This is a genomic window from Catalinimonas alkaloidigena (assembly GCF_029504655.1).
GTDB lineage: Bacteria > Bacteroidota > Bacteroidia > Cytophagales > Cyclobacteriaceae > Catalinimonas > Catalinimonas alkaloidigena.
The window spans coordinates 6,151,724-6,172,998 of record NZ_JAQFIL010000001.1 but is presented as its reverse complement, the minus strand read 5'-3'; the positions used below and the strand labels follow the sequence as shown (position 1 = coordinate 6,172,998).

General features: G+C 43.0%; 16 protein-coding genes. 8 read left to right on the top strand and 8 right to left on the bottom strand.

From position 1 onward, the window contains the following. Positions 1-67: 67 nt before the first annotated feature. Together OKW21_RS24980 and OKW21_RS24975 are read left to right on the top strand one after the other, a co-directional pair. The gene (locus tag OKW21_RS24980; RefSeq protein ID WP_277484912.1) at positions 68-3,475 is read left to right on the top strand and encodes a SusC/RagA family TonB-linked outer membrane protein; all 3,408 of its coding nucleotides are present in this window, start codon (positions 68-70) and stop codon (positions 3,473-3,475) included. Between the two features lie 18 nt (positions 3,476-3,493). Then, the gene (locus OKW21_RS24975; protein ID WP_277484908.1) at positions 3,494-5,005 is read left to right on the top strand and encodes a RagB/SusD family nutrient uptake outer membrane protein; all 1,512 of its coding nucleotides are present in this window, start codon (positions 3,494-3,496) and stop codon (positions 5,003-5,005) included. Positions 5,006-5,198: 193 nt separating this feature from the next. Here OKW21_RS24975 and OKW21_RS24970 read toward each other — a convergent pair whose 3' ends face one another. Next, a complete protein-coding gene (locus OKW21_RS24970; protein WP_277484906.1) occupies positions 5,199-6,059 on the bottom strand; it encodes an aldo/keto reductase in 861 nt (286 codons plus the stop codon). A 199-nt stretch (positions 6,060-6,258) separates the two neighbouring features. Between OKW21_RS24970 and OKW21_RS24965 the strand changes: the two genes are divergently transcribed. Further along, positions 6,259-7,611, top strand: coding sequence for a neutral/alkaline non-lysosomal ceramidase N-terminal domain-containing protein (locus OKW21_RS24965; protein WP_277484904.1), 1,353 nt, complete (start codon positions 6,259-6,261; stop codon positions 7,609-7,611). A 52-nt stretch (positions 7,612-7,663) separates the two neighbouring features. Here OKW21_RS24965 and OKW21_RS24960 read toward each other — a convergent pair whose 3' ends face one another. The 6 genes from OKW21_RS24960 to OKW21_RS24935 form a co-directional block, all read right to left on the bottom strand. After that, positions 7,664-8,011: a hypothetical protein gene (locus OKW21_RS24960; protein WP_277484902.1), complete on the bottom strand. Its 348-nt coding sequence runs from the start codon at positions 8,009-8,011 to the stop codon at positions 7,664-7,666. Between the two features lie 214 nt (positions 8,012-8,225). Further along, positions 8,226-8,813 (bottom strand): HD domain-containing protein, encoded by a 588-nt coding sequence (locus OKW21_RS24955; protein WP_277484899.1) that lies wholly within the window; start codon positions 8,811-8,813, stop codon positions 8,226-8,228. An 80-nt stretch (positions 8,814-8,893) separates the two neighbouring features. Continuing rightward, on the bottom strand, positions 8,894-9,781 hold the full coding sequence (locus OKW21_RS24950; protein ID WP_277484897.1) for a sugar phosphate isomerase/epimerase family protein: 888 nt from the start codon (positions 9,779-9,781) through the stop codon (positions 8,894-8,896). A gap of 15 nt (positions 9,782-9,796) precedes the next feature. Continuing rightward, positions 9,797-11,182, bottom strand: a complete 1,386-nt coding sequence (locus OKW21_RS24945) for a sensor histidine kinase (RefSeq protein ID WP_277484895.1) — start codon at positions 11,180-11,182, stop codon at positions 9,797-9,799. An 83-nt stretch (positions 11,183-11,265) separates the two neighbouring features. Further along, positions 11,266-11,853 (bottom strand): hypothetical protein, encoded by a 588-nt coding sequence (locus tag OKW21_RS24940; protein WP_277484894.1) that lies wholly within the window; start codon positions 11,851-11,853, stop codon positions 11,266-11,268. Positions 11,854-11,909: 56 nt separating this feature from the next. Next, positions 11,910-13,268, bottom strand: a complete 1,359-nt coding sequence (locus tag OKW21_RS24935; protein WP_277484893.1) for a sigma-54-dependent transcriptional regulator — start codon at positions 13,266-13,268, stop codon at positions 11,910-11,912. Between the two features lie 220 nt (positions 13,269-13,488). Between OKW21_RS24935 and OKW21_RS24930 the strand changes: the two genes are divergently transcribed. From OKW21_RS24930 to OKW21_RS24910, 5 genes are all read left to right on the top strand, one after another. Next, complete coding sequence (locus OKW21_RS24930) at positions 13,489-15,882, top strand: ABC transporter permease (RefSeq protein ID WP_277484890.1); 2,394 nt, start codon at positions 13,489-13,491, stop codon at positions 15,880-15,882. Between the two features lie 526 nt (positions 15,883-16,408). Next, the gene (locus OKW21_RS24925; RefSeq protein WP_277484887.1) at positions 16,409-16,864 is read left to right on the top strand and encodes a cupin domain-containing protein; all 456 of its coding nucleotides are present in this window, start codon (positions 16,409-16,411) and stop codon (positions 16,862-16,864) included. Positions 16,865-17,212: 348 nt separating this feature from the next. Continuing rightward, positions 17,213-18,571, top strand: coding sequence for an IS110 family RNA-guided transposase (locus OKW21_RS24920; RefSeq protein WP_277484885.1), 1,359 nt, complete (start codon positions 17,213-17,215; stop codon positions 18,569-18,571). Positions 18,572-18,626: 55 nt separating this feature from the next. Further along, positions 18,627-19,001, top strand: a complete 375-nt coding sequence (locus tag OKW21_RS24915) for a VOC family protein (RefSeq protein WP_277484883.1) — start codon at positions 18,627-18,629, stop codon at positions 18,999-19,001. Between the two features lie 227 nt (positions 19,002-19,228). Beyond that, positions 19,229-19,810 carry a Crp/Fnr family transcriptional regulator gene (locus OKW21_RS24910; RefSeq protein WP_277484881.1) on the top strand — a complete coding sequence of 194 codons (582 nt, stop codon included), beginning with the start codon at positions 19,229-19,231 and terminating at the stop codon, positions 19,808-19,810. 20 nt (positions 19,811-19,830) lie between these two features. On the opposite strand, the gene OKW21_RS24905 is transcribed toward OKW21_RS24910, so the two are convergent. Then, a complete protein-coding gene (locus tag OKW21_RS24905; protein ID WP_277484879.1) occupies positions 19,831-20,763 on the bottom strand; it encodes an NAD(P)-dependent alcohol dehydrogenase in 933 nt (310 codons plus the stop codon). Between the last annotated feature and the right edge of the window lie 512 nt (positions 20,764-21,275).

Below are 21,275 nucleotides of genomic sequence, written 5' to 3'. Positions count from 1 at the left end.
TTTTATGAACAAGGATGTACTCAATCTAAAAGCCTGTTTCCGAATAAGCATTTTTTGCTTAGTGGGAATGGCACTAGTATGTAGTCCGGCACTGGCACAAAACATGACTGCCAGTATACAGACAGCAAATCAGCCTACTGCAAGCCCTGTATACATTCAGGATGAAAAGCAGGTAGCTTTGTACGAGCTATGTAATCTGCTGGAAAAGAAATTCAGGATATCAGTCAACTATGAGTCTGATGTGCTGGATAACAAATTTGTAAACCGTAAAAAAGTAGATGATCTGCTTCAAACGCAGAAGGAGAAGTTATCTGCCAAGATGCGTGAGGTGTTGGATGACTATAAGCTCAATTTTGAAGAGTTTGAAGGAGATAACTTTATCATTGTCCCTCAAACTACAGCGCAGCCTCAGAAACTACTTCCCCAAAGTTTATCAGTACCGGAGGCAAATCACCAGCTGGTACTGAACAAGGTCAAGGGTCAGGAGATGAAGCGTATTCTCATTCAACAGTACGAGCAGAGCATTAGTGGAAAAGTTACTGATCTGGAAAGCGGTGAAGCGCTACCAGGCGTCAATATTCTGGCTAAAAATACAACTACTGGTACTGTTTCTGACCTGGATGGCAACTACAGGCTTACGGTAGCCGACGATGTTACTACTTTGGTTTTTTCATCAATAGGTTATAGTACTGAGGAAGTGACCATCAATGGCAGGAGTACCATTAATCTGGCACTATCTCCTGATATTCAATCCCTATCGGAAGTAGTGGTGGTAGGTTACGGTACGGTGAAAAAAAGTGACCTTACCGGCTCTGTATCTTCCGTAAAATCTGAAGAACTTACCGCTTATCCCGCTCAGGGAACAGTGCAGGCACTACAGGGACGCGCGGCCGGAGTAAACATTCAATCTAATAATGGTGCCCCGGGTGCAGATTTAAAAGTAAGAATTCGTGGTGGTACTTCCATCAACGCCAGCAGCGATCCTATTTATGTTGTAGATGGTTTTGTAGGGGCAGCGCTCCCTCCACCAGAAGATATTGAATCAATTGAGGTATTGAAAGACGCCTCAGCTACTGCGATCTATGGTTCTCGGGGAGCTAACGGAGTGATCATGGTTACCACCAAACGTGGTAAATCAGGTGATGTCAAAATTGATTTTAATACTTCATACTCTGCCCAGAATGAAATTAACCGGCTGGATCTTTTGAATGCCGATCAATTTACTGATTATATACAGGAGGCAAGGCCGAGCATTGCTGCAGGTGAAGGTGAAACGGATTGGCAGGATGAAATTTTCCGAACTGGCGCCATTCAGAATTACCAACTATCAGTTTCCGGTGGTAATGAGGCGGTTAACTATTACGTATCCGGTTCTTACTTTGACCAGAAAGGCGTTATTATTAATTCAGCCTTTGACCGTTTTTCGCTGACCAGTAATGTCGACATCAACGCTTCAGAAAGATTTAATCTGGGTGTCAACCTATTTGCACAAAGAAATACTACGGATGGTGTCAGGACGCAGGAAGGATCTGGTGGGTTAACCCCCGGAGTGGTTTCATCTACTTTCAAATTTGAGCCAGACAGAAACATATATAATCCAGATGGCACCTTTACCATTGCACGCCTGAATGACCCAATTGACAATCCTTATGCGATCGCTACCCAATTACAGGATGAGTCTATCAATGACCGCTTTCAGGCTAATATTTATGCTGAATATGATATTTTCAAAAACCTCAAGTTCAGAACAACTTTTGGGGCTACTACCAACAGCGGCAGAAGAGGAAGATATTCACCAACCACACTTCAGGAAGGTAGAAATGCCGGAGGAGGTGATGCACGTGTAGATGGAAGCAAGAACACCTTGCTGTTGAATGAAAACTATTTGACTTATAGCAAATCGTTCGGGCAAATGCATAACCTATCAGTGATGGCAGGATATTCTTTTCAGTCTTCTTCTTCTGAAGGCTGGGCGGGCAGGAGCCAGTCTTTTATTAATGACTCCTTCTCATTCTGGGGGCTTGGGTCAGCTTCAGTGTACCAGGCACCATACTCCGGACTCACAGAATGGCAGATAGAGTCTTACTATGGTCGCTTAAACTATTCATTATTAGATCGTTACCTGCTTACTTTCAACGCCCGTTATGATGGTGCATCTAACTTTAGTAAAAACAATAAGTGGGCATTTTTTCCTTCGGGGGCATTTGCCTGGAATATGAAAGAAGAGCAGTTTATGGATGATGTTAACTGGCTGAGTTTCTGGAAATGGCGTGTAAGCTATGGTTTGACAGGTAATCAGGCAATATCTCCCTATCAGACACTTGCCAGGTTTTCCAGCGTGTACTCGGTAATCGGAGGACAGGCAGTCAATGCCGCCCGACCCACCGAGGTTGCCAATGAAAACCTAAGCTGGGAAACTACCGCACAGCTTGACATAGGAGCCGACATTGGGTTCCTGGATGACAGGATCAATCTGACCGTAGATTATTACCGCATGGTAACTACTGACCTGCTTTTTGATGTTCGTTTGCCTCAGTATTCGGGTTATCCGGAACAGTTAAGAAACCTGGGAAAAGTTGAAAATAAAGGATGGGAAGCCATGATTTCTTCAAGGAACCTGACCGGAGAATTCCAATGGACGACTAACTTCAACATCTCAGCCAACCGTAATGAAGTGCTTTCTTTGCCTGATGGTAATGATATATTTTATGGCTCAGGCCCAGGGCATATGGTAGGACTGGGTGATACCCAAATTTTGCGCGAAGGATACTCGGTAGGAACATACTACGGATGGATCTATGATGGTGTATATCAGGAAGGTGATGATTTTCTGGAAGGCGGGGGATTTGAGCAGGAAGCCGGAGGAGAGAAATTCAGGGATATCGCCAGCCGGGATGAACAAGGCAATCTGACGGAAACACCTGATGGTACGCTTAACAGTGATGACAGAGCCATTATTGGTAACCCTCATCCCGATTTTATCTGGGGGTTCAATAATGATTTTAAATGGAAAAACTTTGACCTGAATATTTTCTTTCAGGGTTCTCAGGGCAATGATATCCTAAGCTATACGCTGATGGAGCTCAATCTGATGTCCGGTATCAATAATGCTACTACTGAGGCCTTGAACCGCTGGACACCCAGCAATACCAATACGGATGTGCCTAAAGCATTTAATGGTCGTACCCGTCGAGTTTCTACCCGCTGGATTTACGATGGCAGTTATGTGCGCCTGAAAAATCTCGCATTAGGCTATACTTTGCCAGCAAGCCTGTTGGAAAGCTTAAATATCAGCAAGCTAAGGGTATATGTGAGCGCACAGAACATTTTTACCATTACTGATTATCCCGGATATGACCCGGAAGTAAACTATGGAACCGCAGGTGAGCAAAACGGGAATCGTAACCTTGGCTTGGATTACGGAAGTTATCCCAACGCCAAGTCTTATACAGTGGGGTTAAATATTGGTTTTTAAGCAAATAAGCATTGAATTATGAAAACTCTTTTTAATAAAACTTTGATTGTTGCTCTGATCATCAGCTTTAGTGGCTGTGCTGATCTGGAGGAAAAACCGGTAGGGCTGCTATCGCCTGAAACACTTTTTAGTACTCCCGGGGATGTAGAAATAGCCATCTTTGGTGCCTATGGATGGATATCAACCGAGCGTCTTTATGGAAGACAATTTGTATCTGCCCTCATGCTCAGAGGTGATATGGTAGATATTGGAGACCGGGGGACCCCAGCAGAAAGGCAACAGGTCAATGATTTTAATATGGACTCTAATAATGGCATGGTGAGCAGATTCTGGCCCTACTGGTACCAGACTATTGGTGCTGCCAATGCTGCCATTGCCGGTGCAGAAACCCTGGACGTATCAGAAAGTGAAATTAATCCTCTGATCGCCGAAGCCAGATTCATCAGGGCTTTCAGTTATTATCATTTGGTAAGGGTATTTGGTGATATCCCTTATATTGATTTTTTTATTACTGACCCTGATGTTGTTCAGGATATTTCAAAGACACCGGCTTCTGATGTATATACCGGAATCATTGAAGATCTGGAATTCGCTAAAGAATGGCTGCCTGACACCCAGGACGGAGGAATAAGATCCAGAGCAACAAAAGGGACGGCGGCATCTTATCTGGCCTCAGTTTACCTTACCCTGGAAGATTACCAAAGTGCGTATGACGAAGCTAAGTGGGTGATTGATAATAAAGACAGATTTGGGTATGCACTTGAAGCTGACTATCAGGATCTGTTCAGAGCAGAAATAGCAGATAATCTCCAGGAGCACATATTCGCCATTGATTTTTTGGGATTGCAAGATGGCTCAGATGGTGCTGATGATGACATCATGGGGCCTATGACAGGAATCAGGGGAAGTGACAAGGTAGGATGGAGTGTACTGGTCCCTTCTATGGAGGTGTATAATACCTGGGATGATCGCGATTACCGTAAGGAAGTAAGTTTTGAAGACTCTACTTTTGAGAGTTCGGTTTTGGTGCCTTATACTGAATTTGATAATACACAAAGGCCTCACATCGCCAAGTATAACCGTTTTCCAGGTACTGCTAGTGGCGATACCAGAGACTCAGACAATAATTATTCAGCCATGCGTTATGCGGAGGTCCTGTTAATTGCCGCGGAAGCTCTGGCGGAAGTCAGTGGACCTAATGCTGAAGCCGTTGGTTATGTAAATCAAATACGAGCCAGAGCAAGAAACTGGGAGGGAGAAATGACCAGCTTTCCCGAAGATGTTTCTTTGGGTTTGACTAAGGATGATTTTATTGATTTGGTACTGGAAGAAAGGCGTCTTGAATTGTCTTTTGAGTATAAAAGGTGGTATGACATCAAGCGTAGGAGATTGGGTGAAGAGGTATTTACTGAACCCGGTTCATTAGAACCACACCCAAATTTTGATCCTAACCGTGATTATCTTATGCCGTTGCTACAAACTGACCTTGATGTAAACCCTAATCTCAGACCGCAAAACCCCGGGTATTAATAGGGTTACAGCTTGAAGATTATAGGTTAAAAACTTATTAAAAGCCTATAGTTAGTGGTTTGCAAATCTTCAATCGCACGGCGACCGTCCGGAATTTATTATTTGAAATAATGTTTAATAGCTGGTTTAATAAAGAGAGGCTTGATGAAATTTCATCAAGCCTCTTTGCTTATGTGCTGGTTTATGATGGCTTTCAAGCCAAGTCGTTTAACTGCTTCATATCATCCTGCTCAAGCTTAATGTGCGCGGCTCCGGTATTATCTTTTAGGTGTTCTACCGAACTGGTACCGGGGATGGGTAAAATATTGTCGCTGTGAGCCAGCAACCATGCCAGCGCAATCTGGTATACCGAAGCATCATGCTTCTTGGCGATAGACTGGAGCGTATCATTGTCTACTGCTCCCGAATCCAGCGGATACCAGGGGATGAAACCTATGTCCTGTGCTTGTGTCCATTCTACTTCATCCTGCCACTTACGATCGGTCAGGCTAAACTTGTTCTGCACACTGACGACCTCAAAATATTCCTGCGCCTGTTTGATCTGATCTACACTTGCCTCAGAGAGGCCAAGATGGCGAATATATCCCTGTCCCTGAAGCTCCTTTAGCTTTCCCAGAAATTCATCAGCAGGTACTTTTTCGTCAAAGCGGTGTAGTTGATATAAGTCAATGCGCTCTGCCTTCAGGCGTTTCAAACTGCCCTTCAGGGCTTCTTCAAGATGCTCAGGACGTCCGTTGACCGACCACTGGTTGGGTCCGCCGCGTTCCAAACCTCCTTTGGTAGCGATCAGCAAACTTTCAGGGTAGGGATGAAGCGCTTCGGCAATCAGCTCTTCTGATACGTAGGGGCCATAACTGTCGGCGGTATCTATGAAGTTGATGTCTAAATCCTGGGTGGCTTTAAGCACTCGTATAGCCTCAGCTTTATCTTTAGGAGGGCCCCAGATACCTTCTCCGGTAATGCGCATGGCTCCATAGCCTAGTCGGTTGATAGTGATATCGCTACCTAAGCTAAAAGTACCAGCGGCAGCAGCGTTTATTGTTTTGGTTTTCATAATCAATTTTATATCAAGTGTAAAAGATCGTTCTGATCAAAAAAATGTTCACCTAGTTACAACAGCTTCGTACTGCTAGGGTTATGAAAAACTGATATTTGTGAGGCCCTTTTCACGACGAATTATCTTATATGATGACATAATCCAGTTAAGTTGTTAGTTTTAAGAAACACTTAAGTCCCGACTGAATAGATTGAATGTGCTGAAGAAAGTTGTCCGCCTCCTACTGATCTTCTTGATCCTCTTGGGGGCCATATTGATGATAAGTATAGCCCCCATTGATGACTCTCCCTATCAGGAGCAAGCCTATTATAAGGCTACACTGGGCGCGCTGGATAGCCTGAAGAATGCACTGGCCTCTTCTGAAGGAACCCAAGCCGATACAGTTCAGGCTGGCTGGAGTGCAAAAAATATTACTCCTAGGGAGCCGGTCAGCCTGATGGGCTATGGCTGGAAAGGGGAGTATGAAAGGGTGCATGATTCTCTGCATGTACGGGCAGTGGTATTTTCCAGTCAGCAGGAAACGGTAGCCTGGCTCACTTATGAACTGATGATTGTGCATCCTGATCTGGCCGATGCCATACGCTATGCGGTAGATACGGCACAGTTCCCTGTTCAACATCTGTATTTTACCGCTGTGCATACCCACAATGGTTTTGGGGAATGGGCCCGGGGCTTTGGAGGAAAGCTGACTGCCGGAGGATATAATTCAGCATTGGTAGACTATATCGTGAAGCAAACCCTTGATGCCATACAGGAAGCATATGCTAGCCGTAGTCCTGTAAAAGTAGGGTATGAAGCGTTTGCTGTTCCTGAGTTGGTGCGTAACCGATTAGTGAAAGGAGGAGAGATAGATCCGTATCTGAGAGTAATAAAGCTGGAGCAGGAAGGAGGTAATACCGCTCTGATTTGTACTTATGCCGCTCATGCGACTTTTCTTAACAGCAAGCGCATGGATCTGTCAGCTGATTATCCATCTGCTTTGGTAGAAATACTGGAACAGAATACTGCCATAGATTTTGTCGCCTATGCTGCCGGGGCAGTAGGAAGCCATAGCCCAATACGGAAAGGAGAGTTCACCTATGAAAAAATGCATGCTTACGCACAGCAACTGGCCCAGCCTCTAATACAAAATGTGGATAGTATAGAAACTGAGTTTACAGCGCAGCTGATTTATGCGGATATTCCATTTCACCTGGGAAAGCCTCAGCTTAAGCTTAATGATAACTGGAGTGTGCGTTCATGGCTTTTTAATGCGGTATTGGGAGAACTTTACCCTCAGATCAGTGGAATAAAGCTGGGGAATATTCTAATGATGGGAACGCCAGCGGACTATTCAGGTATGCTGTATGAGCAATTGAGTGCGGAAGAGGCACAGTTGATCGTCACAAGTTTTAATGGCAGCTACATTGGCTATGTGATTCCCGACAGCCACTATGGTGAGAAGCATCGGGAAGCCAGGGAAATGAACTGGTTTGGCCCTTATACCGGAAGCTATATGACAGAAGTGATGAACAGGTTTAGCCAGCTGATGACAGAGGCTACACGATAGGACATAAAAAAAGCGGACAAAAGTCCGCAGGTTTGGTTTTGGTAAAATCTTACTAGGCTGAAATAACGTGAATCAGCTTTCCACTTTTGCTGAAGCGCAATTGTGTTTCAACTTCTTTGCCCTTCAGCGACAATAAATAAGTTTCTTCAGAAGTGTCCTGCAATGAGTAGCTCACGATCTGCGAGATCAGGTCAGAAGTTTCTTTTGCAGGAATGAGGTACACTTGTGAAATAGTATGCTTCCCAAAAGGACTATTCGCAAAGCTTTCCATCACTTTAGAAGGTAATTCAGATGCGTTGATAGGCTTAAGTTCCGCATCTTTTTCAATCACTTGCGCATCGCTATGCAGATAATTCTGGTAAAAATCTGAGGCGGTGATCTTATCTTCAGACCAACACAAAGCCGGTGATGGACACCACACTCACCAAGAAAAAAAATTGCATGAATTTCATAAATCCTCCTTTTCTAAAATTACCTGCTAGATAAAGTGAAAAAATCGTACCACTACCTTTAAATAGGCTGAAAAAGGATTTTTAAAGGGGTATATGCTTATTGAGGAATAAAAAGTGTAGAATCTTTTTCCCCACACATTACACACTGTGAACGCAAAATCGCTACACTTGTGTATTTTTTTTCATCAAATATTGCCTGCATATGTCCTGATAAGGAGCAAGATCAGGAGTAGGCATACCAATTTCTTTTGCTTTTTCATCCCAGTGCCTCATACGCAGACTCAGTTTAAACAGATCATCCTGCTCAAAAGCTGCTGCTTCCTCAGCATTCATTCTACCTCCCTGGTATTCCAATGTTTGCTTGCTGGCTTCGGAAAGCTTGTTGTAATAATCTGCTTCTTTAAAAGTCAGATATCTTTTGGCTTGCACATGGTTTTCTACCAGCTGCGCCATACGTTCAGAAAAGCCTAAGTGCCGGAGATAATCTCCACCGATCTTATCATGGCTCATTGCTCCGTAATCACCCATAAAGCTTTTGTCCTCCTTTTCGTTAGCTGCCAGGTGTCCGATGTCATGGAATAAAGCTGCCAGGATAACTTCGTCCTCATATCCTTCTCTGGAAGCGAGTTGGGCGCTCTGCACCGCGTGTTCCAGCTGAGTGATTGATTCTCCATACTCATCATGACCGTATTTATCAAACAGTCCGAATACTTTGTTGATGGTTTGGTCTACAGACCTTTCCTTTTGCATAAGGTTGAAATTTATTGTTAAAATACGGAATTAGGCAATAATATTTCCTATTGCCTCTTTAAGTCTAGGTTAACAATAGGCTAACGTGAAGAAGACATCCTTTGCTGATATTTCCTCCAGCTCTGCATAGACTTCTGGAGATGTACAGCTTTGTCTTCTTTAATGTTATAGCATTGCAATCCCACAGGACCATTAAAACCTAAATCAACAAAAGTTTTTACAAACTGGTAGGTATCAAAATTACCTTCTCCCAGCGGTTGAATATAAGATTGCCAGATGTTATCGGGATCAGAAGCATGTATATCCGCTCCATTGACACTAATGGCAAAAAGCCTGGGCATGGACTGTTTGGCCAAAAGAGGGTAAGCCTGCACAGGGTCTACTCCTTCCCGGTTTTTATGCGCCAGAAAATGACACAGGTTAAAGGTATAGCCCAGGTTAGGACGATCTACTTTGGCTGCTACCCGCATGGCATCTTCTATGCACTCTACCCAGTAATACATATGCGGATAGAGCATCACTTTGGTGCCGTACTGTTGTGCCATATCGGCAATCTGCTGTAAAATGGGTATGGCAATTTGGTCGTATTCAGGAGAAGAGGAGGGATGTTGCTTACCGGTAACGTACAGCCAGGGCATAGCGCCTGTGCCTTGAATTTTTTGAAATACTTCCTCCAAGCGCGGATCATAGGGCTGCTCAGGATTATCCAGATTCACATTGATGTAAATGGTAAAGAGCTTGAGATCATTCTCATGTAATTCATTTAACACCTCCTCAAAGTTCTCCAGTCCTTCTTTTTCCATACCATCATACCCATTGTCCAGCAGCAGTTGTACCTGTGCTTCCGGACTGTCATACTGTGCATCTTTTAGGCCATTGTTAAAGACAAAGAAAGGATTGTCAAGCTGCTCCTGTGCACATAGGGGCGAAATGATCAGGAACAGAAACAGCATTCGGATTAGGGACATAAGTCTATTTGGTTATCAGTTGTCGGAAGTAGCAGGTATTATTTCAGAAGTTTTGGGAAAAAACAGAGAAAAAGTAGTTTGCTCATTTCTGTTTGAGCTGGCTTTGATGGTGCCTCCATGCATGTTCATAATATTGCGTGAAAGGCTGAGGCCAATGCCGGAACCTTTCTCTTTGGTAGAAAAGAAAGGGACGAATATCTGGTCAAGCTTGTCTTCTTCTATGCCAAATCCATTATCAGTTACTTCTACTATAATTTGGGTCAGTTCTTCGTAGGCCTTCAGGCTCACCTCAGGATTTTTGGCATGCTCCAAAGCCTGAATGCTGTTGGAGAGCAGGTTAATCAGTATTTGTTCTACCTGCTTCCTGTCGGCACTAAGGTGTAGATTAGCAGGAAAGACGCTAGTGTCTAGTTGAACCCCCTGCTTTTGCAATTCGGCACGCATGAGTCGGTGGATGGTTTCAAAGAGTTCTTTTACCTGAAAAATTTCTTTTTGAGGTTGGGGTATTCTGGCAAGCTTACGGTAGTCTTCCACAAAGCCCATGAGTCCATCACTCCGCTTTTGTATGGTGCGCAGCGAAAAAGCCAGGTCTTCCAGCAAGCTCTCATCTACCTGGCCGGGTGTTTTCAGCTGTCCTTCGGGATTCTCCAGTAGCATCAGCATGGTTTCAGTTAAAGAGGAAATGGGCGTGACGGAATTCATGATCTCATGGGTGAGAATGCGGATGAGCTTGTGCCAGGCATCAATCTCACTCTGGTTAATCTCTTTTTCTATATCCTGAAAGGTGATGATCTTATAAGGTTGTTTCAGCAGAATGGCAGAACTAACATGCACTGAGAGGCGCTTGTTTTCACCTTTGACGGGGATTTCAATCAGCTTACTTTCATTTTCCCGGAGCTGTTCTACTTCCTCCACAAAACGTGGATGGCTGAGCATTAGATTACGCCAGTAGTGATAGCGGCCGGTTTGCAGCATGTCCAGCGCCGGCTGGTTGATCAGTGCTATCTCCTCATCTCCTCTGATAGAAATGATACCGATTTTGATATGCTTGACGATCAGCTTAAGGTATTCAAACTGTGCTTCCTTCTCTATCTTCACCTGCTTATAAGCTTCAATGATCTCTTTGAAGGCATCGTTCAATTCACGAAACTGCCTGCCTCCCTTTTGGCTGCTGAAACTGATGGTGAAATCACTATTGCGGATAGAAAGTAAAAGCTTAGCCAATTCACGATTAGTAAGGTTGACATAACGGATGAGTTCGTATACCTGTATGATGAGTAGTGCCCCCAGAATAATATGGTTGAATAACAAATCAGCTCTGCCCAAGATAAAGGCAAAGCCTATCATGGTGATCAGTAGCAGCGCTACACGTATGCTGGTATTTAGGGCGAATGACTTCATGGTAAATAGATCTGACAGATTTCAAAAATCTGCCAGATCTGCTACTCCGTTAGTAAATGCTTAATCTTATTTACAGCAAAATTTTATTTATGGAAATCTACAAATTGCCATTTACTAGCAAACCAGGTAAATAACTCTGCTTTCTTTAACCTATTTGCAGTTTCAAGTACCAATCTTGGGTAAGAACTCCAAGGGTGATTTTCTATGTCATCAGATATTTTGTGATGCGAAGGGTTATGGTGAATATACCAGATCAGACTTGTAAAATAGTCATCGTCAGAGACTTTCTTTCTTCTGAACGTTTTCTGAAACAAACTTCCTTTTCTCTCTTCCTGCTTGTTAATGGCTTTAGCATAAGCTAGAAAGAAACGCCTTAGTTTTTCACTTACCAGGATATGCGGTGGAATATGACTTATGTTCTTAAAATCAGCTTTGGCTGCTTGAAATACATCTTCCCATTTTTTTACTCTAATCAGCAAATGAAAATGGTTGGGGAGTAAGCAGTAGGCATAGGTGTCTACATAATTAGACATATAGCTATCATATTTTTGTAGAAAATAGAGGTAATTATGCTGGCGGTAAAAGATGGGAATGCCATCATTTCCACGGTTGAATATATGATAGAACGTTTCCGGTTCAAGGGAAATGCTGATATCGTCTTTGGTACTCATCTTTAGAGTTTTTAGGAGATCTGACAAATCTTTGAAATTTACCAGATCTGTATATTTTACAAGCCATACTTATCCAACCTCCGATAAAGAGCGGTGCGGGTCAGGCCCAGTGCCTGAGCAGTGCGGGTTACGTTGCCCTGGTGGCGTTCCAGGGCTCGTTGGATGAACAGCTTTTCATTTTCATCCAGTGTAAGCGCCTCTTCCTCCTTCGGCTGATGGCTAAGGATATTACCCTCGCTGAAAGCAAAGTCTTCCGGCTGCAAAGTGTCGTGCTGGCTCAGGATAACAGACCGCTCTACGGCATGTTGTAGTTCCCGCACATTTCCCGGCCAGTGATAATGCTCCAGCTTTTTTAAAGCTGATTTACTAAGCTGGCGCCCGGGCTTGTTGTATTTTTTTCCATAGATATCCAGAAAATGTTCTGCTAGCCTGAGGAGGTCGTCTTTACGCTCGCGCAAGGGAGGTACCACAATCTCTACGGTATTAATACGATAGAGTAAATCCTGTCGAAATCCATCATCTTTACGGTCTGCCATCTCGTATAAAGGTATATTGGTGGCGCAGATCAGGCGGATGTTGAGATGGATTTCTTCATTGCTGCCCACCCGGCTTAGTGTACGATTTTGCAGCACACTTAACAATTTAGCTTGTTGAGAGCTAGACAAATTACCAATTTCGTCCAGAAAAAGTGTGCCTTCGCTGGCCAGTTCAAACTTACCGGCTTTGTCCTGATAGGCATCAGTGAAGGCCCCTTTCTGATGTCCGAAGAGCTCGCTTTCCATCAGACTGTTGGTAATGGCCCCCATGTCTACTTTTACAAAAGGCTTATTCCTTCTCCCTGACTTCAGATGGAGCAAACGGGCGACCATCTCTTTGCCGGTACCATTTTCTCCCAAAATCAATACATTGGCATTGGTTTCAGCCACTCTGTCAATCATATCATATACCTTTTGCATAACTGCAGACTGACCGATCATCTGTGGTGCCTGTAAAGCTTCAGTGTTATCTTTCGAAGGTGCATGCTGTCCTCCTTTGCTCAGAGCTTTATAGATAGTATCCAGCAGTTTGCTGTTCTTCCAGGGTTTGAGTACGAAGTCGGCAGCGCCCTGCTTCATCGCTTCTACCGCCAGTTCTATATCTCCATAGGCAGTGATGAGTACTACCGCGGTTTGCGGAGCAATGGTGAGTATGCGTTCCAGCCAGTACAAACCTTCCCGTCCGTCATGCTCACCTCTGCGAAAATTCATATCCAGCAGAATGACATGATAATCTCCACGCGAAACAATGCTGTTGATGTTAGCGGGATTTTGTTCCGTATCTACCTGTGAGAAGAATTGTTTGAGAAACATGCGGGCCGTTCCCAGCACGTCCGTATCATCATCTATGATCAGTATTTTCTTGTCCTGCTTCTCCAATGTTCTAGTTTCTTTATTTAAAGCTAATAAAAAGCTATCATATAAAACAGATGTGCATTTATGTGCTGCCAGCGGACAATCCACTGTCACGAAAACGATACAGTTTTTCAGGTGAGGAATGATTAATAATGAATGAATGATCTGATAATCAATTAATTATAGAATGATATAACGATTGGCGAAGAAGTTGAACGGTTTTAATGAACAATGATTAATAAACATGATGTACAAAAGCTCTCTGCGTAACCTCTGGAAAAATAAGAGCCACACTACCATCAATGTGCTGGGGCTTTCATTGGGCATTACCTGCAGCATTGTATTGTTCCTGTTGATTCGTTTCTGGCTGAGCTTTGATACTTACCACAGTAAAGCAGATCGCATCTATCGGCTGGTACGCACCACCACCTATCAGGGAAATACCGACCATACCGGAGGCGTGCCCGTGCCCTTGCCGGATGCTTTGCGCACAGATTTTTCGGACATAGAAGAAGCGGTATTCATGTCGTATTTTGGACGTGGACTGATAACAATCAATGGCGGAAGCGATGAAGCGAAAAACTTTCAGGAAGAAGAGGGGCTGGTGTATATTGAACCCACTTACTTCAAAATATTTGACCGTCCGCTTGTGCAGGGTAATCCGGCTACCGCGCTTGATGATCCTAATGAGGTAGTGCTATCCGAATCTATGGCTGAGAAATATTTTGGCAAGCAATGGCAGGAGCTGGAGATTGTGGGGCAAAGTGTTACTCTCAACAAAGAAACTGAGCTGAAAATTACCGGCATTGCCAAAGATCATCCCGAGAATACCGACCTGCCTTTTGAGATGCTTATCTCTTATGCCACAGTAAAAGATGCCATGCTGGAAGATGGTGGCTGGGGGAGCATTGACAGTGATAATCAGCTTTTTATGTTGCTGGCCGAAGAGCAGTCACCTGCCTTAGTCAATGAAAGGCTGCCTGATTTTATGAGCAAGTATGATGACATGCAAATGGAGGGAATGCAGGTAATCTTATCTTTACAGCCTCTTCAGGAAGTGCATTTTGACGAAAGCAGATCTGCCTACAGTTTCGGGACCATTCCTATGCCTGTCATTTATTCCCTGAGCATAATAGCAGCCTTTATGGTGCTGATTGCCTGCATTAATTTTGTCAATCTGGCGACCGCTATCGCTACCAAGCGGGCCAAGGAAGTAGGCGTACGCAAAGCTTTAGGCAGTTCTCGCACTCAGCTCATGCGCATTTTTATGGGCGAAGCTGTCATCATCACTTTCATCTCCGTACTGGTGGCTCTGGGTGCGGCAGAACTTTTGCTGATCAGGATGAACGACTTTCTGGAGCTTGATCTGCAAATGGACTTACTGCAGGATGTTTCCCTGTTCATCTTTCTGTTTGTCGTACTGCTGGTTGTCAGCTTGCTTTCGGGCGCCTATCCCTCCTGGGTGCTGACGCGCTTTGAGCCCAGCAAAGTGCTCAAAACGAGCATGTCACTTTCTAACCAAAAAGGCTATAACCTCCGCCGAGCTCTGGTGATTTTTCAGTTCGTCATTGCCCAGGCTTTCATCATCGGTACGCTGGTGCTGATCAGCCAGACCCGTTATCTGAGGCAGGCCGATCTGGGTTTTAATCAAAAGGGCATCGTATCAGTATTCCTACCGGGAGAAGATACGCAAAGCAAAAAGACTTTAAAGCATGAGCTGCTTCGTATCAATACGGTAGAAAATGTCAGTCTGGCCTACAGCAGCCCTTCTTCCGGCTCAGTATCCGTCACTTCCTTTACCATTGATGGTGATGAGACCACCTATCATACCCAGGTGAAATATGTAGATGAAGATTACGTAGATGTGTATGGACTGCAACTGCTGGCCGGTACAGGGCTCATTGAATCGGATAGCATCACCCGGCTGGTGGTCAATGAGAGGTTTCTTAGCAAAGTAGGTATTAGCTCACCTGAGGAAGCCCTGGAACGACAGGTAGACATCTGGGGCAGAACATTGCCCATCGTAGGCGTGATGAAAGATTTCCATACCGTATCGCTGAGAAATACGATTGAGCCTACTGTCCTGATAGATGCCAGTAACTTCCGTCAGGCGCATGTGCTGATCAACACCAATAATATAAGCAATACTCTGGCAGAAGTTGAAAGTCGCTGGAAAGCGATCTATCCTGAATATACTTTTGATTACAGTTTTATAGATGAAGCCATTGCTGAGTTTTATGAAGGCGAACGCAATATGTCGGTCATCCTTTCCATAGCCTCTCTGGTTGTGATTTTCATCGGCTGTCTGGGCTTGTACGGATTGATCACCTTTATGGCAGAGCAGAAAACCAAAGAAGTGGGCATACGCAAGGTACTGGGCGCATCAGTGAGCAGCATCGTCAGGCTTTTTTCGGTAGAGTTTTTGAAGCTGATCCTGATTGCTTTTGTGGTAGCAGCACCCTTGGCTTATTATGTGATGCGCTTGTGGCTGCAAAACTTTGAGTACAAGATTGATCTGGGTATAGGATTGTTTGCCGCAGGTATACTGATTACGCTACTGATTGCCCTGACTACCATTACCTACCGATCCTTGCAGGCTGCCCGTACCAATCCCGCGCAGGCGCTGAGGAATGATTGATAAACAATGAGCAAAGTAATGTCTGGGATTATTTTGTAAACCGTAAGCCTGTCTTATAAGTCATGCTGAGTGCAGGGAAGCATCCTTTCCGTTTTTGAAAATATAAGCCTATTAAATAGAAAAGAGTTTTCGCTAACGCTCAAAATGACAATTGAAGGAGTTATGATAGGTTCTTCTCTGTACTAACTTATAATTATCTCTAGCTATTTGTTAAGGAAATTATGCTTGGTTGCCTATGCGCTAAGGATCATACACCGCTATGATGGATAAGCAACAGATTTCAGGGATTTGCCTCTATGAAGCAGCTTAACACCCAATCTTCTTCATCATACACAGATGTTGGGAAACACTTGCCAAGCATAAGAGCAAAGCCTTATCAATTCACGAAATAGCTAAGGGAGTTTATAGGGATATGCTTATATTGCTTTGTGTATTATGGGTATAGCAGCAATATATATTGCAACTATAGTGCTCTGCAAGCAGGAAGAAAAAGAAATACAATAATTACAATCATAAAATAAGCAATATGAATCCAGTACACAGTAAATATGATTCTGCTGAAACACTTATTTTTCCAGATGCGATCACCTTGAAAATTCTTCTTTCAGGTAAGCAAACTAATGGCAACCAGGCAATATTTGAAGATATTGTTGAGCCGGGAGTTGGTCCGGGCAGACATGTTCACCGCCATCAGGATGAAACTTTTTTCTTTTTGGAAGGAAAATTTATCGCCGAAGTAGGAGGTCAAATGTATGAATTTAAGCCCGGTGATGTAGCCTTTATTCCAAGGGGAACACTTCATGCCTTTAAAAATGTGGGGGGTACTCCCGGAAGATTACGTTATATCTTTTCTCCGGCACAGACCATTGAAGAGATGTTTCGGGAATTCCATAATGCTTTAGCCACAGGGGAATTCACTATGGACAAAATGGCTCAAATATCTGCCAAACACGGACAAGAGTTTGTTGGTCCACCGCTTTAAGTTGAAACTATTTCTAAAATCTAAATGGAAGCCAGTAGAGAACAATGCGTAGCTGACAATGTTCGCTAATCGCTTCACACTGCAGTTACACGAGCCGTTGGCGACAATCCTTTATATATTGAAACATTTACTTCTAAAGCTAACGAGTACGCTATCCAACTTTTTCTTAAATTGGTAAAGCTCTTTGTAAGGCCGATTTTTAAACTGTTGCTCCATTTGGAAGCACGGGTGCAATCCTGGTTGAGATGCTTGCGATTACTTCAGTGGCGGTGCTGGTTACAGCAACCCCGTTCAGAATATTTTCTTGCCAAAAGCACATCTCCTTAGAGCTCAAAAAAATTCTATATCATGGAACAGGAATCAATCTCTATGGAAGTCGTCAACCCCCAAGCTGCGGGTGTTGACGTTGGCAGTCGCTCCCACTGGGTGGCTATTGGTCAATCCGAACAAGATGTTCGGGAATTTGGGGTCTACAATCAGGACCTTTTCGCAATGGCAGAGTGGTTAAAAGATAATCTTGTTAAGACTATTGCAATGGAAAGTACCGGAACTTACTGGCAAAATCTATATGCGGTTCTAATTTCAAAGGGATTCCACGTCATCCTTTGCAATGGGAAGTTCACCAAGAATATTAAAGGCAAAAAAACTGATATCAAAGACTGCCAATGGATACAGAAGCTTCATACATTGGGGTTACTCACCAGCAGTTTTCTTCCAGATGGTCAGACTGAAGAACTCAGAACTTATTGTCGTCATCGTGCCAACTTGCTTCATTCAGCGGCTTCTACCTCTAAGAAGATGCAGAAATACCTAAGGCTGCTTAATCTTAGACTTGATGTAGTGGTGAAGGACATCTGCGGTCTTACAGGTCTGCTGATTATCCGCTCTGTCTGTGCTGGAGAAACAAATCCTAAAAATCTTGCCTCCCTACGCCATGGAAATTGCAGAAAGAGTGAAGAGGAAATTGCCAGGGCTTTGCAGTCCAATGGCAGGAAGGATTATCTTTTTGCCCTTCAGCAGGAACTGGAAATGTATGACCATCTTCAACTCAAGATTGAGGAATGTGATAAAATGATAGCAGCAAAGTTAGATGAGATCATAGGCAGTGATGACCATAAAAGAGAGCATCATATTGAACCCAAACCTCATAAAAGAATAAATAAGAATACCCCGAAAGACATTGACCTGAATCTAAAATCCTACCAGATGTTTGAGGGCACAGATTTACTGGCTATTGAAGGCATGAGTTATTCTACTGTACTGTCACTGATGAGCGAAGTAGGATTGGAAGGGATCAAAAAGTTTCCCACAGCTAAGCATTTCGCCAGTTGGTTGAGGCTAGCCCCGAACAATAAAGTGAGTGGGGGAAAGTTGCTATCCAGCAAAGTTCCTAAAGGAAGTAACAGACTGAAAATAGCCCTGCGGAATGCAGCTAATGCCATAGGAAATCTCAAGGACTCTACACCATTAAGAGACTTTTTTCAGCGCATTAACTTCAGAAAAGGAAGAGTATCAGCTATTAGTGCCACAGCCAGGAAACTGGCGGTAATTATCTGGAATATGGTGGTGAAAGGAGCGCCTTATGTCAATCCGGAAGGATACCTTTACTTGGATCAGAAAAGAAAGCTGGGCTTGGTCAAAAGGATCAGAAAGCAAATTGATAAATTTGGATTAACTAATGAAGAATTAGGAATAGTAACTACTTGATAATCAACACTAAATTTTACGTTAGTCAGAAGCTGAAAAAAAAGCAATTATTATAATGAAAAACAAATTGGCCATTCGAAGAATTGTTCCCAATATTTATTCAAATGACATAGAAAAAAGCAAGCAATTCTATACCGAATTTTTAGAGATGGAATTGGCGATGGATATGGAATGGATATTGACCTTTGTTTCCAAAGAAAACTCAACTGCGCAAGTATCGATTTTTCAAAACGAAAAAAATAAAACATTAGATAATACAGCAATATTTTTATCAATTGAGGTTACGGACATTGATGATTGGTATGAACGAGCTAAAAAACAAAATATTGAAATAGTATATCCAATTACTGACGAAACTTGGGGAGTAAGACGATTTTTTGTAAAAGATCCTAACGGTGTAACTATCAATTTATTAGCACATTTAAAATGACAAAAATGTGAACTACACGAAATCATGTGAGAAAAGCCAGTTGCCAACAAAGGCTATAGCAAATGCGGGCTGACTGCTTAAAAATGAAAACATTACAACTTAAATAACTTTGCGGTAGACGAACAAGAAATCAGATCCGAAATCCTGCACTTGTCATACCCGAGACCGTCGGCAACCTGTATGCGAGATGGTGATATAGGTAAATCGATAGAAAATGTGAATTTATTGTGGGAAACAAATTTGTAAGTTATTTTTCAAAAATATCACCTCTCTCCAAAGAAGAGTCAGAAGCTATAGCTGAAAGCATGCAAACAAAATATTTCAAAAAAGGAGCTTATTTATTACAAGAAGGACAAATTTCAGCAAATACATATTTTATTCTGGAAGGCTGCGTTAGAGAGTATATATTAACAGAAGGTGATGAAAAAACGACTAATTTCTTTACGGAAGAGCAATGGGCAATTTCATTAAATAACTTTGCCACAGATAATACTGCAAAGCATAATTGGGTTTGTGTTGAAGAAACGACTGTAGTTGTGGGAGACGAGCAACAAGCCCAGGCACTATTCAAACGATTTCCCAGATTTGAGACCATATCACGAACCATCATGGAAGCTGCATTTCTAGAGCAAAAAGAAGCTTTGTCTTCCTATTACACAGATTCACCTGAACAGCGCTATCTGAAATTAATAAAATCAAGGCCGGGCCTAATACAGCGGGTACCCCAATATCAACTTGCAAGTTATTTAGGGATACAACCAGAATCTTTGAGTCGCATTAGAAAACGAATCGCTTCAAATACTGATTAATCCTTTATAGTTGGATTATCCTAAACAGTAATAATAACGTTTCCTCTTTTGTGTCCCTTTTCTACATATTTATGGGCTTCGACCATTCTTTCCAAAGGATAAACACTATCAATTACAGGTTTAATCTTCCCTTGTTCTGCCAACGATTTTAAATTAAAAAAAGCTTCTCTGGTCGTTAAAGGAGTCCCATGATCTATGGAGATATATTTACCGTTCGGAGTGAGTGTTTTTTTACTCTTCTCTTTTAGTGCCGATGATTTTGAATTGCCTACAGCGTCAATAACATATTTATAAGTTTCCAATTGTTTTTCAGCATTTTCTGCTGTGTAGTCAATCATCTGATCACAGCCCAGGGATTTGACTAAGTCAAAGTTCCGAAGACTGCATACACCAGTGACATGGGCACCCGTATTTTTCGCCAATTGTATCGCCATAGTACCTATGCTTCCTGAAGCTCCATAAATGAGAATTTTGTCTCCTTCTTTTATAGATGTCTTCTTTAACAAATGAGAAGCTAGCAAACCTCCATATGGAATTGCTGCGGCTTCTTCAAAACTAAGATTCGCAGGTTTTAGTGCAAGATTCCAATCTTCTGGTAAACATATATATTCTCCATAAGAACCAAAACGGCGGTTGGTAGGTGAAATAGAACCATAAGCAAAAATCTCATCCCCTACGTCAAACAATGTCACATCTTTACCTTTACTCTCTACAATCCCTGATGTTACCATCCCCAAAACAGGATTTCTTGGACTTCCAAAACCAAATATGAGTTGGAGTATGAATCTGGGAATCAGAGGTTCATTCAGTCCACGAATAAGAACGTCACTTGTGGTTACTGAAGTAGCACGTATCTTTATAAGTACTTCATTATCATTTGGTGTTGGTTTTTCAACATTACTTAAAACAAGGTTTTCCGCATCACCATACTTTAAACATTCTATTGCTTTCATAATTTCTACTTTATTGGTTAAATAATTATAGAAGTAAAATTAATCTGGTTGAATCCCAATTTCATTGACTTGGGTTAAGAAGTGAAACTGAATTCGTGAGTTGTAAAAAATCCTGAAAAAGAATGATTAATGAAAGGCAGCCGATAATCGTGTAGACGGCCAGTGAGCTTGTAGCTCACTGGTGCGCCTCACATACCACTGGTCGTACGGGCCATCGTGGCGCGATCGCGTAACCAGCGGTTCGCTGAGATTGAGAGGTTTCTCTCCGCCCATTCTAAGACAAGGCTGGCAGACTCTTAATCTGTAAACCTCCCGATTACATTTAGGACGAATTTAACATTCGGTCCTTCACTGTTCTGTGAGACTTCAGGGGTATGGTATTAGCAATCCCTGCTCGTTCCTCCAGCTACTATGACCTCTGTCGGCAGCCGACGCTGTGACTTCTCAAGAATCCAATAGTGGAACTTGAGACCTCCCTTGGTAAGGTAAATACCCCGCGCCGCGTCGGCTTG

What these genes read in the sequence shown, in the direction of transcription:
- OKW21_RS24980 (WP_277484912.1), top strand. Translation starts at nt 68, where the DNA reads ATGGCACTAGTATGTAGTCCGGCACTGGCACAAAACATGACTGCCAGT.
- OKW21_RS24975 (WP_277484908.1), top strand. Translation starts at nt 3,494, where the DNA reads ATGAAAACTCTTTTTAATAAAACTTTGATTGTTGCTCTGATCATCAGC.
- OKW21_RS24970 (WP_277484906.1), bottom strand. Translation starts at nt 6,059, where the DNA reads ATGAAAACCAAAACAATAAACGCTGCTGCCGCTGGTACTTTTAGCTTA.
- OKW21_RS24955 (WP_277484899.1), bottom strand. Translation starts at nt 8,813, where the DNA reads ATGCAAAAGGAAAGGTCTGTAGACCAAACCATCAACAAAGTATTCGGA.
- OKW21_RS24950 (WP_277484897.1), bottom strand. Translation starts at nt 9,781, where the DNA reads ATGTCCCTAATCCGAATGCTGTTTCTGTTCCTGATCATTTCGCCCCTA.
- OKW21_RS24945 (WP_277484895.1), bottom strand. Translation starts at nt 11,182, where the DNA reads ATGAAGTCATTCGCCCTAAATACCAGCATACGTGTAGCGCTGCTACTG.
- OKW21_RS24940 (WP_277484894.1), bottom strand. Translation starts at nt 11,853, where the DNA reads ATGAGTACCAAAGACGATATCAGCATTTCCCTTGAACCGGAAACGTTC.
- OKW21_RS24930 (WP_277484890.1), top strand. Translation starts at nt 13,489, where the DNA reads ATGATGTACAAAAGCTCTCTGCGTAACCTCTGGAAAAATAAGAGCCAC.
- OKW21_RS24925 (WP_277484887.1), top strand. Translation starts at nt 16,409, where the DNA reads ATGAATCCAGTACACAGTAAATATGATTCTGCTGAAACACTTATTTTT.
- OKW21_RS24920 (WP_277484885.1), top strand. Translation starts at nt 17,213, where the DNA reads ATGGAACAGGAATCAATCTCTATGGAAGTCGTCAACCCCCAAGCTGCG.
- OKW21_RS24915 (WP_277484883.1), top strand. Translation starts at nt 18,627, where the DNA reads ATGAAAAACAAATTGGCCATTCGAAGAATTGTTCCCAATATTTATTCA.
- OKW21_RS24905 (WP_277484879.1), bottom strand. Translation starts at nt 20,763, where the DNA reads ATGAAAGCAATAGAATGTTTAAAGTATGGTGATGCGGAAAACCTTGTT.